A 15,933-nucleotide genomic window follows, 5' to 3' on the forward strand; every position below is an offset into this window, starting at 1 on the left:
CATTCAAGGGGAGATTAAAATCTATGATGTGGAGGCTGGAGCGCAGTGGCAGAACGATTGATTGTGCGAGGCGCACGGGAACACAATCTCAAGGGCGTGGATATCGATATTCCGCGCGATAAAATGGTGGTTTTTACTGGGCTTTCGGGCTCTGGTAAGTCCTCGCTGGCCTTCGATACCATCTTTGCGGAGGGCCAACGCCGCTACGTGGAATCGTTGAGCTCTTATGCCCGGATGTTTTTGGGCCAGATGGATAAACCCAACGTGGAATACATCGGTGGCTTATCGCCGGCGGTGTCCATCGATCAGAAATCCACGAACCATAACCCGCGCTCTACCGTGGGCACGATTACGGAGATCTACGACTACCTCCGCTTGCTCTTCTCGCGCGCCGGCACGCCGCACTGCCCCAAGTGCGATGCCGTCATCGAGCGTCAGACGCCGCAGCAGATCGTCGATTCCGTGCTGGAGCAGGAAGAAAAGCTGAAGTTTCAGGTGCTTGCCCCGGTAGCGCGCAAGCGCAAGGGCGAGTTTGTTGACCTCTTCCAAGACCTTTCGGCACAGGGCTACTCCCGCGTGCGCGTGGATGGAGAGACCCACCAGTTAAGTGATCCGCCAAAGCTGAAGAAGCAGGTTAAGCACACCATCGAGGTGGTGGTGGACCGGTTGCAGGTCAAAGCCTCCCAGAAGCAACGCCTGACCGATTCCGTGGAAACGGCTTTGCGGCTTGCCGATGGCCTCGTCACCATCGAGTTCGTTGATAAAGAGGAACTCACGCATACTTATTCTGAAAAGGCGGCCTGCCCCAATGGCCATGCACTTACCATCGAGGAGTACGAGCCGCGCGCGTTTTCCTTTAACGCCCCCTTTGGCGCCTGCCCGGTCTGCGATGGCTTGGGCACTAAGCTCGAAGTGGACGTGGATCTGCTGATTCCGGATCCGGATGCCCCAGCTGTCGATGCCGTGCAGCCGTGGCATTCGAGCCCGAACTCCCGGTACTTTGTCAAACTCGTGGAAGGTTTGGGCAAGGCCATGGGCTTTGATCCGCAGACCCCCGTCAGCGAGCTGACGAAGGAGCAGCGCGATGCGTTGATTTACGGCACCGAAACCGAGGTGCGGGTGCGCTATAAGAACCGCTATGGCCGCCAGCGCAATTGGACCGCGCCTTTTGAGGGCGCAGTAGGCTTCCTGCACCGCAAATTGGATACCACGGATTCGCAGTCCCAAAAGGATCGCCTGCTGCAATACACCCGCCGGGTGCCGTGTAGCACGTGTAAGGGAACGCGCCTGAAGCCGGAAATCCTCGCCGTGCGCTTGGCGTCGACCTCGCATGGTGAACAGTCCATCGCGGGGCTAAGCGCCCTGTCCATCGAGGATGCCTCAGAGTTTTTGGATTCGCTCGTCTTGGGGCACCGTGAGGAAATTATCGCGGGAGCGGTGCTGAAGGAAACCCAGGCCCGCCTGCGCTTCTTATTGGACGTTGGGCTTAACTACCTCACCTTGGACCGCGGTGCTTCGACCCTGTCCGGCGGCGAGGCCCAGCGTATTCGCCTGGCCACGCAGATTGGATCCGGGCTGGCTGGAGTGCTCTACGTCTTGGACGAGCCGTCTATCGGTTTGCACCAGCGCGATAATCACCGCCTGATCTCAACCCTGCAGCGCCTGCGCGATATTGGCAATACGCTCATCGTGGTCGAACACGATGAAGACACCATCCGCTCGTCCGATTGGCTGGTGGATGTGGGCCCGCGCGCCGGTGAATACGGCGGCGAAGTGGTTTACCAAGGCGAGCCCGCCGGCGTGGAGAAGGTAGAGAAGTCCTTAACGGGGCAGTACCTGTCCGGTTCCAAGGTCCTGGCCGTTCCGGATCATCGCCGCGAGATCGATAAAGATCGTACCCTCAAGATAGTCGGCGCACGGGAAAATAACCTCAAGGGGATTAATGTCGAGATTCCGCTCGGCGTGCTGGTGTGTATTACCGGTGTGTCCGGATCCGGCAAATCCACCGTGGTCAATGAGATCCTGGCCAAGACCTTGGCTAATAACCTCAACCGCGCCCGTCAGGTTCCTGGGCGCGCCAAGCGCGTGGAGGGCATCGAGCACCTAGATAAGTTGGTGCAGGTGGATCAAAGCCCGATTGGCCGCACACCGCGTTCTAACCCGGCTACCTATACCGGCGTCTTTGATAAGATTCGCAATCTTTTTGCGGAGACCCAAGAGGCGAAGGTGCGCGGCTACAAGGCCGGACGTTTTTCCTTCAACGTCAAAGGTGGACGCTGCGAGGCTTGCCAGGGCGATGGCACCATCAAGATCGAGATGAACTTCTTGCCGGATGTCTATGTTCCGTGTGAGGTCTGCGAGGGCGCGCGCTATAACCGCGAGACCTTGGAGGTCCACTACAAGGGCAAGAACATTGCGGAAGTGCTGGACATGCCCATCTCAGAGGCGGCGGACTTCTTCGAGCCCATTACCTCCATCCACCGCTACTTGGCCACGCTTGTCGATGTCGGCTTGGGTTACGTGCGCCTCGGCCAAGCCGCCACCACATTGTCCGGCGGTGAGGCCCAGCGCGTGAAGCTTGCCTCGGAGCTGCAAAAGCGCACCAATGGCCGCACCATCTATATCCTGGATGAGCCGACGACCGGTCTGCACTTTGAGGATATTCGCCGGTTAATGTTGGTGATTCAAGGCTTGGTAGATAAGGGCAATTCCGTGCTCATCATTGAGCACAACCTTGACGTTATCAAGGCTGCGGACTGGATTGTGGACATGGGTCCAGAAGGCGGTGCTGGTGGCGGCACCGTGGTCGCGCAGGGAACTCCGGAAAAGGTTGCACAAGTGGAAGGGTCCTATACCGGCGGCTACCTCAAGGAAATGCTGACCTAATCACTAGAGGAATAGTTTCTGCGAAAAATTGCCCTCTTTTTAAAATATGGGCTAGTCTGTGAGGAATGAATCTACGGCGGAAAGTGGGGGCGATACTGGCCACGGTGTCGCTTGCTGCCGTGGCGGCGTGTTCGTCTCCCGAGCAGGCGCCGGATACGGCGGGGGAAGGGGCATCGGCAAGCGCGAGCGATAAAGCCGATGCAACACTCACCAAAGATCTAGACCGCGCTGTTGATACGGTATCCAGGCACTATGACGCCAAGGTCGGCGTGGCCATTTCCGCCGGCGAAGAAAAAATCTCTGCGGGAGACAAAGGTGAAGGGCCAGCTTGGTCCACGATCAAAGTGCCCATCGCCATTACCGCGCTGCAAGACGGCGCCGATCCGTCCTTGGTAGATCTAGCGATCAAGGAATCCGATAATGATGCCGCGTACGCATTGTGGTCCCAGGTGCAGTGGGAAGAAGGCGAGGCTTCGGAGGCGGTGGAAAAGCTCTTGCGCGAGCACGGTTCGAAGGCCTCCATTGAGGCTGACGCTTTTGGTTACTCCACCTGGCCATTGCAGGAGCAAGCAAATTTTGGCGCGCAATTGCCCTGTATCAAAGAAGCCGAATACGTCCATGAGGTATTAAATGACATCGTAGAATGGCAAAGCGTCGGCCTATCGAAACATGCAAGCACCCGGGCCAAAAGCGGCTGGGGGCTTGATGAAAATAGCGATGATTACACTTTCCGCCAATTCGGTGTCCATGAAAAGGACGGCAAAAGGGTAGGAGTAGCACTAAGCGTCGTCGTCGAAGGCGAGGATTATGAAAGTGGCTCCGCCGCGATTGATGATCTTGCCGATGACGTCCTCAAGGTCATCGACAAATCCATTGAAGATAAAAATCTAGAGCCCGATTCCACCTGCGAGGATGCTTAGTTCACCGCGGTTTGCCTTGAGTGGCAGCGGCTGCTAGTCTCATACCTACTACCGCCCAAGGTACCTTTTGCAGGAACCTGGGTCACAAGCGGAGATTCTCCCACCCGATGCCGCGAACTTAAAGCTCGTTGGATAACGGTAAAGGTAACCAGACATTAGTGTCTGGCTCTGTGAGATCTCCCGGCTGCCATTGGCAGACCGGGTTAGATTCGTTTGTGGTCCACGGTAGGTGAACTCATTACCCAAAACCCCTAATCGAGGAGAACCACAATCAGCGCTGAAGCTCGCATTAATGAGCGTATCCGAGTACCCGAGGTCCGTCTTGTCGGACCCGGTGGTGAACAGGTGGGTATCGTCCGCACTGATGATGCCCGCAAGCTTGCCTATGAAGCTGACCTGGATTTGGTCGAGGTTGCTCCAAAGGCTAAGCCCCCAGTTGCCAAAATCATGGACTACGGCAAGTTCAAGTATGAGCAGGCCCAAAAGGCTCGCGAATCTCGTAAGAACCAGCAGCAGACCGTGGTGAAGGAACAGAAGTTCCGTCCGAAGATCGACGATCACGATTATGAGACCAAGAAGAGTAACGTAGTTCGCTTCCTGGAAAAGGGATCCAAGGTCAAGGTGACCATCATGTTCCGCGGCCGCGAGCAATCGCGTCCGGAGCTGGGTTTCCGGCTTTTGGAGCGGTTGGCCGATGACGTCGCTGAGGTTGGCGTAGTTGAGTCCCGTCCCAAGCAGGATGGTCGCAATATGACCATGGTTTTGGGTCCGGTTCGTAAGGGCAAAAAGTAAACCATATTCCACGTAGGATTTAAGGACTTATACTCATGAAGCAGAAGACCCACAAGGGCACCGCAAAGCGCATCAAGGTGACCGGTTCCGGCAAGCTGCGCCGCGAGCAGGCAAACCGCCGCCACTTGCTGGAGGGCAAGCCCTCCAAGCGCACCCGTCGCCTCAAGGGCACCGAGTCCGTCTCCCAGGCAGACACCAAGCGCGTCAAGCGTCTGCTCGGTCGCGCTTAATAGCGCCCAATCAACCCACATCCACCATCTCAACCAGAATTTAAGGAAGTATTACTGTGGCACGAGTAAAGCGCTCAGTTAACGCAAAGAAGAAGCGTCGCGCGATCCTGAAGTCCGCCAAGGGCTACCGTGGTCAGCGTTCCCGCCTGTACCGTAAGGCTAAGGAGCAGTGGCTGCACTCTATGACTTACGCTTACCGCGACCGTCGCGCGCGTAAGTCCGAGTTCCGCAAGCTGTGGATCCAGCGCATCAACGCTGCTGCCCGCATGAACGACATCACTTACAACCGCCTCATCCACGGCCTGCGCTTGGCCGAGATCGAGGTAGACCGCAAGATCCTCGCCGAGCTTGCCGTCAACGACTTCGAGGCTTTCTCCGCACTGTGCGAGACCGCCAAGGCTGCCCTGCCTGAGGACGTCAACGCACCGAAGGCTGCGTAAGCTTTTCAGCTACATAGCTGCTTGCCCACTCCATCACCGGCTAATCCCCGGCGTGGGGTGGGTTTCGTGCTATCTCAACGCCTAATGCTCGTCAAAATCGTGCACGCTGTGTGCTAGATTGATGAGTCTATAAAGCCAGTATTTGCAAGGAGACTGCCAAGCTATGATGAGCCCGTATAACCGTGAGCAACCAGAAGGAAACTCTGGTTCCAACCAATTTCCTGGCCAGAATCAGCCTTATTACTCCCAGGATTTCCAATCCGGTGGTTATGCGCCGCAGGGCTATCCACAGCAACAATATGTAGCTGCAGGCAACCAGAAGTCTTGGGTTGCTACCTTGCTCCTGTGCTTCTTCTTGGGCAGCGTCGGTGCGCATAACTTCTACACCGGCCGCACCACCTATGCCATTGTGCAGTTATCGCTCAATATCATCGGCTGGTTTACCTTCTGGTTCCTGTTGGGCATCCTCTTCTGGGCCGTGCTGGGAATCTGGGTACTCGTTGAGTTCTTCATGATTCTTCTTGGCATGGGTGATTATGACAAGGATGCGCGCGGAGTTCCCCTTCAGAAATAAGCGATTGCGCCAAGGCCCTGCCGGATTTCCGGCAGGGTTTTGTCATGCCTAAGGTGCGAAACGAGAAGTATTGGGGCCAAGGTAGGGTAGAGCCTATGAATTTAGACTTTGAGTCCGCCTTTACCGAACGCACTCCGCGCATTGTTAACGCGGTGAAATTGCACCGCGCTGCTAACCGCAAGAAAGCCAAACAGTTCATTATCGAGGGCGAAAATGCCGTGGACGCAGCGGTGTCTACGGGTGCGGCCACGGATGTATTTGTGACGGAAAAGGCCGCGGAGCGCTTTGCGGACATCGTCACGGCCTGCGGCTATATGGATGTCTACGTCCACCCCATTACAGATAAGGCCGCAAAGCATCTGGCCGATACTGCGACTACGACGGGAATTTTTGCCCTGTGTAGTTCTTCGGTCTTGTGGTCCGCAGGAAAGATTCTTAATGGAAAGCCGAATTTGATTTCGGTGCCGGTGCTTACCTCGGAGCCCGGGAACGCGGGGACGTTGATTAGGACTTCGGATGCGATGGGCGCTGATGGCGTGATCTTCGCTGGCGAGACCGTTGACCCCTTAGGCAGCAAGGTTGCCCGCGCTTCGGCCGGCTCCTTATTCCACGTCCCGGTTGCGCGCGATCCCAATATCAAGGACGTTCTCGGCCAATTGCGCAAGTCTGGCATGCAAATCGTCGCGACGGCCGCAGATGGGGAAGTAGAGCTTGCCGATGCCGACCTCACCCAACCCACCGCCTGGCTCTTCGGAAATGAAGCCCACGGGCTGGGCGAGCTGCTTGAAGAGGCCGATATGCGGGTGCGCATCCCGCTGCGGGGGCGCGCGGAGTCACTCAACCTTGCCACCGCGGCCAGTATTTGTTTGTACGAATCCGCCAAGGCACAGGAACAGAGTTAGGCCGCAATCGCGTTTATCCGCTGTAGCGAATGAAAAAGGGGTCCCTGGGACCGTCCGTGTCCTAGTGACAGAGTATGATTGCACGCGTTAGTTTTCGCGCGAGAAGAAGGTACGAAGTACGTGTCCGATACACCGCAGATCGAATTGACCGAACAGGCCCTCGGGGCCGCGGCCGATAAGGCTATCGCAGCCTTCGAAGCAGCAGAGACGCTAGAGGATCTCACCGCTGCCCGCCGCGAGCACTTAGGCGAAAACGGGTATATCCCGCAAGCCCGCCAATCCCTCGGCCAAATCCCCAAGGAACAACGCAAATCCGCCGGCAAGGCCGTCAATATGGCCCGCGGCAAGATGGAAAAACGTTTTTCGCAGGTCAAGGACGAATTGGAGCAGCAGGCTCGCGAGGCCCAGCTGAAGGCCGAAACCGTTGACGTGACCATTCCTACGACTCGGGCGCAAACGGGTGCGCTGCACCCCATTACCTCCTTATCGGAGCGCATTGCCGATATTTTCGTTGGCATGGGGTGGGAAATCGCCGACGGCCCAGAGATCGAGGCAGAGTACTTTAACTTCGATGCCCTGAACTTCAAGCCGGATCACCCAGCGCGCACCCTGCAGGATACGTTCCACGTGGGCAAGGAAGGCTCCAAGCAAGTTCTCCGCACGCACACCTCGCCGGTGCAGGTGCGCACGATGCTCGAGCGCGATGTGCCCCTGTACATCGCCTGTCCGGGGCGCGTTTTCCGTACGGACGAGCTGGACGCTACTCACACCCCGGTCTTCCACCAGGTGGAGGGGCTCGCCGTGGATAGGGGTCTGACCATGGCTCATCTGCGCGGAACGCTTGAGCACCTGGCCAAGGTGCTCTTCGGCCCCGAAACCACGACGCGCATGCGCGTTAATTACTTCCCGTTCACGGAACCTTCTGCTGAGGTAGATGTGTGGTTCCCCAATAAAAAGGGCGGCGCCGGCTGGATTGAATGGGGCGGTTGCGGAATGGTAAACCCCAATGTGCTGCGCGCGGTAGGCGTTGATCCGGAAGAATATACGGGTTTCGCGTTCGGCATGGGCCTTGAGCGCACCCTGCAATTCCGCAATGGACTAACCGATATGCGCGACATGGTCGAAGGCGATGTCCGCTTCACCTTGCCCTTTGGCGTACAGGCTTAAAACCCAGAAAGGATAGATACATCATGCTTATTTCCCAAGACTGGGTTACCCGTATCCTTGGCGCTTCCAATCCGAATTGGAGCGTGTCCGCTGCCGATATGGATTCTGGTTTTGTCCGTGTAGGTTTTGAAACCGAGGGATATGAGCCTATCCCTGAGACTACTGGACCACTGGTCATTGGCCAGGTCGTAGAAATCGAAGAACTTACGCAATTCAAAAAGCCCATTCGGTATTGCCAGGTCAACGTCGGTCAGGCCAATGGTACCGGTGAATTGCAGGGCATTATCTGCGGCGCGCGTAACTTCCGTTTGCATGACTACGTCGTAGTCTCCCTGCCCGGCGCAGAGCTGCCCGGCGGCTTCAAAATCGCAGCGCGCGAAACCTATGATCACATCTCCAATGGCATGATGTGCTCCGCTGCTGAGCTGGGCCTTGGCGCGCAGGCAAACGGCATCATCGTGCTGGGAGAGGAAGTTGCGGACATGGTGGGCGAAGATGCCCGTCCAGTCATCGGCCTGTCCGATACCGATTTTGACGTCAATATCACCCCAGACCGCGGTTACGCACTATCTGCGCGTGGCTTAAGCCGCGAAATCGCTGCCGCTTTTGATCTGGAGTTTAAGGACGTCGCCGATGCCCCAGCGGTCGCCGGAATCGATACCTCTGCTGTGCCAGAGGCCGAAGGATCGCTTCTCAACATCGATCTGCGCGAGGAAACCAAGGCGCAGCGATTTGGCGTGCGCAAGGTAACCGGCATCGATCCGCAGGCACGCACCCCATTTTGGATGGAACGCGAACTCATGCTGTGCGGTCAGCGCAGCGTCAATGTGGCAACGGATGTGACCAACTACGTCATGTTGCTCTTGGGCGCCCCGATGCATGCCTTCGATGCCAATGAAATCGCAGGCGACCTTACGGTGCGCAATGCACACGAAGGCGAGAAGTTTGAGACTCTCGATCACGTCACTCGCGAACTCGCTGGTGAGGACGTGGTGATCTGTGATGACAACGGCATCCAATCATTGGCCGGTGTCATGGGCGGCACGAGCTCAGAGATTTCTGACCAGACCACCGATGTCTACTTTGAGTCCGCAATCTGGGATCCCATTACCGTGGCCCGCACTTCTCGCCGGCACAAGCTTTCTTCTGAGGCATCGCGCCGGTTTGAGCGCGGCGTCGATCCGGCCATCGTCGAGGTGGCCCTCGACATTGCGTGTGCATTGTTGCACTCCATCGCGGGCGGAACGATTGAAAAGGGCCGCGCCCTCGTCGGTGAGGTAACTCAGCCAGAGGCCATTCGTTTGCGTGCGGAAAAGCCGAGCGAATACGCAGGTGTGGAGTACTCCCGCGAGACCGTTATCTCCCGCCTGGAAGAGGTCGGCTGCTCCGTCGAAGCAGAATCGGATTCGGTACTAAAGGTCACACCCGCGACCTGGCGTACCGATATTTCTATGGACGTTGACCTCATCGAGGAGGTCTTGCGCCTTGAAGGCCTAGAAGATATCCCCACCGTTCTGCCTACGCCAGCAGGCGGTCGTGGTTTGACCCCAGCGCAAAAGCGCCGCCGCGCCATCGGCCACGGTTTGGCCTATGCCGGCTACGCAGAGGTATTGCCCACGCCGTTTATCGCAAACGACACCTTTGATGTGTGGGGCCTTGCCGCTGACGATGCCCGCCGCACTACCGTGGCAGTGCAGAACCCGTTGGAGTCTGACAAAGCCATCTTGGCCACGACCTTGCTTCCCGCAACGCTTGAGGCTTTGGGCCGCAACGTAGCTCGCGGCCGCAAGGATCTGGCGCTGTATGGCCTGCAGCAGGTGGCATTCAAGCGCGCAGAATCGTCACCGATGCCTTCCGTTGCCCAGCGTCCTGGCGATGAAGTTGTGGAAGAACTCCTGCGCACCCTCCCGGATCAGCCCTTGCACGTGGCAACCGTCGCTACGGGCAAGATGGAACACGAGGGCCCGTGGGGCGAAGGCCGCGATTACACTTATGCGGATGCCATCGAATCCGCACGTCTGGTTGCCCGCGCCGCGGGCCTTGATATCGAGGTCGAAGCCGCGCAACACCTGCCGTGGCACCCAGGCCGGTGCGCCGCCATCAAGGTGCCAGGAACAGATGACATCGTGGGCTACGCCGGCGAATTGCACCCCCAGATTCTTGAGGCGCTCAACTTGCCGCCGCGCACGTGTGCGATGGAGCTTAATATCACGGCGCTGCCGTTGACGGAGCGCTTCCCAGCGCCGGTGCTGTCTGCATTCCCAGCTTTGCACCAAGATATCGCGCTGGTGGTAGATGAAGATATCCCAGCGGAAAAGGTGCGCGCCACGGTAGAAGAGGGAGCAGGCGACCTCATCGAGTCGGTCGACCTCTTCGATATTTTCCGCGGTGAGCAATTGGGCGAGGGCAAAAAATCCTTAGCTTTCCAGCTGCAATTCCGCGCTGCAGACCGTACCTTGACCGATGAGGAGGTCAACGAGCACCGCACTACAGCCGCCGAATTGGCCAAGCAGCGCTTCGGCGCAGAAATGCGAGCATAGGGCAGACCCAGTAGTCCAGCCCTTTGCATTAAACGGCGAAGAACCAGACTTTGGTGGCACATAAGCCACTCGGGTCTTGGCTCTTCGCCGTTATGCTATTTCATGCAGATGTTTATTATTTTCACGCCTTGTGAGCTGCGAAAAGTAATCCAATTCACTGAATAACATACAGTGGAGCGTATTTCTTGCTATAGTTTCGGGTATGACGATTTCAGTAGCAGTGGCAGGGGCCACAGGATACGCTGGCGGAGAGATACTGCGCTTGCTGCTATCCCACCCTGCCTATCACTCCGGTGACCTGCGCATTGGTTCCTTGACGGGAAATTCCCAGGTGGGCCAGCGCGTCGCAGAAATTATGCCGCACCTGCCGCAACTGGCAGAGCGCGTTATCGCCGAAACGACACCCGAGGAACTTGCAGGACATGACGTCGTATTCTTGGGCTTGCCGCATGGACACTCGGCGCGGCTCGCGGAGCAATTGGGCGATGAGGTCACGATCATCGATTGCGCCGCCGACTTTCGGCTCCGCGAGGAGAGCGACTGGAAAGCCTATTACGGCGGGAACTATGCGGGGCAGTGGCCGTATGGCATCCCGGAAATCCCGGAAAACAGGTCAAACCTTAGAGGTACAAATCGGGTAGCCGTGCCGGGATGTTTCCCCACGGCCATTACCTTGGGGGCACTGCCCGCCATTGCGCGCGAGCTGGTGGAGCCAACCCTGTCCGTGATTGCCATTACCGGCGTCTCCGGAGCGGGAAAGAAGGCGTCGGTCGCGCAATTGGGCGCGGAGACCATGGGAAACGTGAAGGCGTATAAACCGGGCGGCACTCACCGGCATACCCCAGAAATCGTGCAAAACCTGCAACCATTTTCCCACGATGAGGTGTCTGTGAGTTTCACCCCGGTGCTTGCGCCCATGCCCCGTGGGATTCTGGCGACGATTACGGCGGAGCTGAAAGGGGGCATCGGCAAGCAGCAGGTGCGCACCGCATTTGAGGAATTCTATGCCGAAGAGCCCTTCTGCCTCGTGCTGCCAGAAGGCCAACAACCGGAAACCCAGAACGTGGTGGGCACGAACATGGTGCATATCCAAGCCCACGTCGATGAAAATTCCCACCGCCTCATCATTACCGCGGCGCTAGACAATTTATGCAAGGGTACCGCCGGTGCCGCCGTGCAATGTATGAACCTTGCGCTGGGATGGACAGAAACTTTGGGATTGCCCCAAGCCGCAGTCGCCCCTTAGGGCTGCGCACAATACAGAGGAGGAAATGATGACTACACCAGGAATCACAGGACCCGCCGGATTCAGTGCCGGCGCGGTAAAGGCCGGAATCAAGCCTTCCGGAAAATCGGATTTAGCTTTGATCGTCAATGAGGGCCCGCGCTCGGATGCGGCGGCGGTGTTTACGCGCAACCGCGTGGTGGCTTCCCCAGTAAAGGTCTCCCGCGAGGCGGTAGCGGATGGCCAGTTGCGCGCCGTAGTCATCAACTCCGGCAATGCCAATGCGTGCAATGGCGCGCAAGGCGATGCCGATGCGCGCGCAATGGTGGACGCCGTATCTCATCGCACGGATATCGCCGTGCAGGATATTGCCATCTGTTCTACCGGGCTTATCGGCGAGCCGTTGCCCATGGAGAATGCGCTTGCGGGCATCGCTGACGTCGTGCACCACGTGGGTACGACTCCACAGCACGGCAATGATGCCGCCACAGCCATTATGACCACGGATACCGTCCCCAAGGAATCCGCTTTTGCAGGCGATGGATGGTCCGTGGGCGCTATGGGCAAGGGCGTTGGCATGATGGCGCCGTCGCTAGCCACGATGTTGGTCTGCATTACTACCGATGCCGTCGCTGACGCGGCGGTCCTCCAAAGCTCGCTGGAAAAGGCCTGCGCACAGACTTTTAATACCTTGGACGTGGACGGTTCAACCTCTACCAATGACACCGTGATTGTCATGTCCTCCGGGGCCTCCGGCGTACAGCCCAGCGAAGAAGAGTTGTACCAAGCAATCCTAGAGGTCTGCGCGGATATTGCGGATCAGCTCCAAGCCGATGCTGAGGGAGTGACAAAGCGCGTAAAGATCACCGTTGAAGGCACGGGCTCCGATGAGCAGGCGCTCAATGCCGCTCGCACCCTGGGCCGGGATAACTTATTCAAGTGCGCCATGTTCGGCTCCGATCCCAACTGGGGCAGGGTACTGGCCGCCGTCGGCATGGCGGATGCAGACATGGACCCAGACAACATCTCCGTCTATTTCAATGACCAGCCGGTATGCGAGCACTCGACGGGCGCGCCCGGGGCCCGCGATGTGGACTTGAGCGGGGCAGATATCGATGTCCGCGTGGATCTCGGCACCGGCGGTGAAGGTACGGCCTTTGTCCGCACGACGGACCTGTCCTACTCCTACGTTGAGATCAACTCGGCGTATAGCTCCTAGGAGGAGAAATGTTTCCCGGACTGAATAATCAAGAACGCGCTACGGTGCTGGCTGAAGCCCTGCCGTGGTTGCAACACTTCCGCGATAAAATCGTCGTCGTCAAGTATGGCGGCAACGCCATGGTGGATGAGGAACTCAAGGAAGCCTTTGCGGCGGATATGGTGTTTCTGCGCACCATCGGCGCAAAGCCCGTTGTCGTCCACGGCGGCGGCCCGCAGATCAATTCCATGCTGGATAAGCTCGGCATCGAAGGCGAGTTTAAGGGCGGTTTCCGCGTCACCTCGCCCGAAATCATGGATGTGGTGCGCATGGTCCTTTTTGGCCAAGTCGGCCGTGGACTAGTAAACCTCATCAACTCGCACGGGCCCTACGCCGTGGGCACAAGTGGCGAAGACGCTGGACTTTTCCGCGCCACCAAGCGGTTTGTGGAAGTAGAAGGAGAGGCGACCGATATCGGGATGGTGGGCGATATCGTGGAGGTCAACCCGGCAGCCGTCAATGACATCATCGAAGCCGGCCGCATCCCGGTGGTCTCAACCATCGCGCCAGGAGCCGATGGCGAGGTATATAACATCAACGCCGACAGCGCCGCGGGTGCGCTAGCGAGCGCATTGGGAGCAGAACGCCTTGTCATCTTGACCAACGTGGAAGGCCTTTATACCGACTGGCCGAATAAAGACTCCCTAGTCTCCAAAATCGAAAGCGATGAGCTTACTGGGCTGCTTCCCGGCCTGAGCTCCGGCATGATTCCCAAAATGGAGTCCTGCCTCAATGCCGTGCAGAGCGGGGTATCCGCCGCGCACGTCATCGACGGCCGAATAGGCCATTCCGTACTCCTTGAGCTTTTAACCCCAGGCGGCATTGGAACGATGGTCCTGCCCGATGATTACGAAAAGCACGATTATCCCGAAGGCACAGTGTTCAGGAAGGACGATATCGCATGAGCGCACAAGAAAAATTAACCGGCCGATGGTCAGAAACGCTGGCCAATACCTACGGTGAGCCGCCACTCGGCCTAGTCTCCGGGGAAGGGGCCACCCTTACTGATGAAAACGGGAAAACCTACATTGACCTGCTGGCCGGTATCGCCGTTACTTCCTTGGGTTATGGCAATGCGGAGGTAGCGGATGCTGTTGCCAAGCAAAGCCGCACCCTTGTGCATACCTCCAATCTTTTTGCCACCCAACCCGTGCTAGACGCTGGGGCAAAGCTGATTGAACGGGTGGGCGATAGTGAGGCGCGCGTATTTTTCTGCAACTCCGGATCGGAGGCAAACGAGGCCGCATTCAAGCTCGCGCGGCTGACCGGTAGGCGGCGCATCCTTGCTGCGCACCATGGTTTTCACGGCCGCACGATGGGCTCTTTGGCCATGACTGGGCAGCCTGATAAGCAAAAGGCATTCCGCCCACTGCCAAGTGGCGTGGAATTTTATCCTTACGGCGATATCGACTACCTGCGCCAATTAGTGGAGCAAGACGCCGCGGATACCGCCGCCATCATTTTCGAGCCGATTCAGGGTGAGACCGGAATTATCCCCGCTCCCGCCGGTTTTATGCGGGCCGTTGCTGATTTATGCGATGAACACGGTATTTTGCTCATCGTCGATGAGGTCCAGGCCGGGGCAGGGCGCACGGGGCAATTCTTTGCGCACGAGTTTGAGGGAATTTCCCCCGATGTCATCACCATGGCCAAGGGCCTCGGCGCCGGATTGCCCATCGGCGCCACTATCACCCGCGGTCGCGCCAAGGATTTATTTCAGCCGGGTTCCCACGGGACCACCTTTGGCGGAAACCCCGTGGCGTGCGCTGCGGCCAATGTAGTACTCGATGCACTTGATGAGAAGTTCTTGAATGAGGTCTCCGCCAAGGGCGAGCACGTAGCGCAGCAAGTAGAAAAGATTTCCGGGGTCAGCGAGGTGCGCGGCCGCGGTCTTATGCTAGGTGTTGTATTAAATGCGCCGGTGGCTCGCGAGGCCGTCAAGCGTGGATTTGAGCAAGGGATAATCCTCAATGCCCCGAGCGAGAACGTTTTGCGCCTTACTCCGCCATTGGTCATTTCCCAGCAGGAAATTGATACTGCCCTAGAAAAGCTACGCACCGTTGTGGAGGAATTAGTATGAGCTTGCGCCATTTCTTAGCCGATGATGACCTTAGCCCGGAGGAACAAAAAGAAGTCCTCGATCTCGCGGTTAAGCTCAAGGCCGATCCATTCGCGCGGCGCCCGTTGGAGGGACCAAAGACGATAGCCGTCCTCTTTGATAAGACGTCCACGCGCACCCGCTTTTCCTTTGAAACCGGAATTGCGCATATGGGCGGCAGCGCCATTACCGTTGATTCTTCGGGCACGCAGATGGGCAAGGGCGAGTCCTACCAGGATACGGGCGCGGTCTTGTCCCGCTACGTGGAGGCCATCGTCTGGCGCACATATGCCCACGACAACCTGGAACAGATGGCGGAGACTTCGACGGTTCCACTGGTCAATGCGCTGTCTGATGACCTGCATCCCTGCCAAATCTTGGCCGATCTTCTGACCTGCCGGGAAAACCTTGGCGATCTTGCTGGCCGCAAGGCGGTCTATCTTGGGGACGGCAATAATAATATGGCTAATTCTTATATGATTGGCTTTGCTACCGCTGGCATGGATATTTCCATCATTTCGCCGGAGGGGTTCCAGCCTCGTCCCGAATTTGTCGAGCGCGCACGGCAGCGCGGTAACGTTACGGTTACCGATGACGTTGCGGAAGTAGCCGGCGCCGATGTAGTCATAACGGATACTTGGGTGTCTATGGGCCAGGAAAACGATGGGCAGGACAGGCGCACGCCGTTTTTGCCTTATCAGGTCTCCGAAGACGTGATGGCAAAGGCAAAGCAAGACGCGATTTTCTTGCACTGCCTGCCGGCCTATCGTGGCAACGAGGTGGCAGCAGAGGTCATCGACGGGCCGCAGTCCCGAGTATTCGATGAGGCGGAAAACCGCCTGCATGCCCAAAAGGCACTGCTGGTGTGGCTGCTCGATATTAATAAGGAGAACCGCTAGCG

Annotated in this window: 14 protein-coding genes; all 14 read left to right on the forward strand. The window is 57.7% G+C overall.

The window, feature by feature from the left end; translation table 11 throughout:
• Positions 1-45: 45 nt before the first annotated feature.
• The 14 genes from uvrA (at position 46) to argF (ending at position 15,931) form a co-directional block, all read left to right on the forward strand.
• A complete protein-coding gene (gene uvrA / locus HMPREF1257_RS05980) occupies positions 46-2,886 on the forward strand; it encodes an excinuclease ABC subunit UvrA (RefSeq protein WP_023026537.1) in 2,841 nt (946 codons plus the stop codon).
• Positions 2,887-2,990: 104 nt separating this feature from the next.
• Positions 2,991-3,806 (forward strand): hypothetical protein, encoded by an 816-nt coding sequence (locus HMPREF1257_RS05985; protein WP_232208517.1) that lies wholly within the window; start codon positions 2,991-2,993, stop codon positions 3,804-3,806.
• A gap of 270 nt (positions 3,807-4,076) precedes the next feature.
• Positions 4,077-4,598 carry a translation initiation factor IF-3 gene (gene infC / locus HMPREF1257_RS05990; protein WP_081443661.1) on the forward strand — a complete coding sequence of 174 codons (522 nt, stop codon included), beginning with the start codon at positions 4,077-4,079 and terminating at the stop codon, positions 4,596-4,598.
• 35 nt (positions 4,599-4,633) lie between these two features.
• On the forward strand, positions 4,634-4,828 hold the full coding sequence (rpmI, locus tag HMPREF1257_RS05995) for a 50S ribosomal protein L35 (protein WP_005280326.1): 195 nt from the start codon (positions 4,634-4,636) through the stop codon (positions 4,826-4,828).
• A gap of 56 nt (positions 4,829-4,884) precedes the next feature.
• Entirely contained in the window at positions 4,885-5,268 is a 384-nt protein-coding gene (gene rplT / locus HMPREF1257_RS06000) for a 50S ribosomal protein L20 (protein ID WP_023017886.1), read from the forward strand.
• 163 nt (positions 5,269-5,431) lie between these two features.
• Positions 5,432-5,842, forward strand: coding sequence for a TM2 domain-containing protein (locus HMPREF1257_RS06005; RefSeq protein WP_023026542.1), 411 nt, complete (start codon positions 5,432-5,434; stop codon positions 5,840-5,842).
• A 95-nt stretch (positions 5,843-5,937) separates the two neighbouring features.
• The gene (locus tag HMPREF1257_RS06010; protein ID WP_023027922.1) at positions 5,938-6,744 is read left to right on the forward strand and encodes an RNA methyltransferase; all 807 of its coding nucleotides are present in this window, start codon (positions 5,938-5,940) and stop codon (positions 6,742-6,744) included.
• 120 nt (positions 6,745-6,864) lie between these two features.
• On the forward strand, positions 6,865-7,911 hold the full coding sequence (gene pheS, locus HMPREF1257_RS06015; RefSeq protein WP_023026546.1) for a phenylalanine--tRNA ligase subunit alpha: 1,047 nt from the start codon (positions 6,865-6,867) through the stop codon (positions 7,909-7,911).
• Between the two features lie 23 nt (positions 7,912-7,934).
• Positions 7,935-10,451: a phenylalanine--tRNA ligase subunit beta gene (gene pheT / locus HMPREF1257_RS06020; protein WP_023026548.1), complete on the forward strand. Its 2,517-nt coding sequence runs from the start codon at positions 7,935-7,937 to the stop codon at positions 10,449-10,451.
• A 202-nt stretch (positions 10,452-10,653) separates the two neighbouring features.
• A complete protein-coding gene (argC, locus tag HMPREF1257_RS06025) occupies positions 10,654-11,697 on the forward strand; it encodes an N-acetyl-gamma-glutamyl-phosphate reductase (protein ID WP_023026550.1) in 1,044 nt (347 codons plus the stop codon).
• Positions 11,698-11,725: 28 nt separating this feature from the next.
• A complete protein-coding gene (argJ, locus tag HMPREF1257_RS06030) occupies positions 11,726-12,895 on the forward strand; it encodes a bifunctional glutamate N-acetyltransferase/amino-acid acetyltransferase ArgJ (protein ID WP_023026553.1) in 1,170 nt (389 codons plus the stop codon).
• An 8-nt stretch (positions 12,896-12,903) separates the two neighbouring features.
• A complete protein-coding gene (argB, locus tag HMPREF1257_RS06035; RefSeq protein WP_023026555.1) occupies positions 12,904-13,839 on the forward strand; it encodes an acetylglutamate kinase in 936 nt (311 codons plus the stop codon).
• A complete protein-coding gene (locus tag HMPREF1257_RS06040) occupies positions 13,836-15,014 on the forward strand; it encodes an acetylornithine transaminase (RefSeq protein WP_023026557.1) in 1,179 nt (392 codons plus the stop codon). Before argB ends, HMPREF1257_RS06040 begins: the two co-directional genes overlap by 4 nt.
• On the forward strand, positions 15,011-15,931 hold the full coding sequence (gene argF, locus HMPREF1257_RS06045; protein ID WP_023026559.1) for an ornithine carbamoyltransferase: 921 nt from the start codon (positions 15,011-15,013) through the stop codon (positions 15,929-15,931). Before HMPREF1257_RS06040 ends, argF begins: the two co-directional genes overlap by 4 nt.
• Positions 15,932-15,933 lie beyond the last annotated feature (2 nt).

The organism is Corynebacterium sp. KPL1814 (genome assembly GCF_000478175.1).
Classification (GTDB): Bacteria; Actinomycetota; Actinomycetes; order Mycobacteriales; family Mycobacteriaceae; genus Corynebacterium.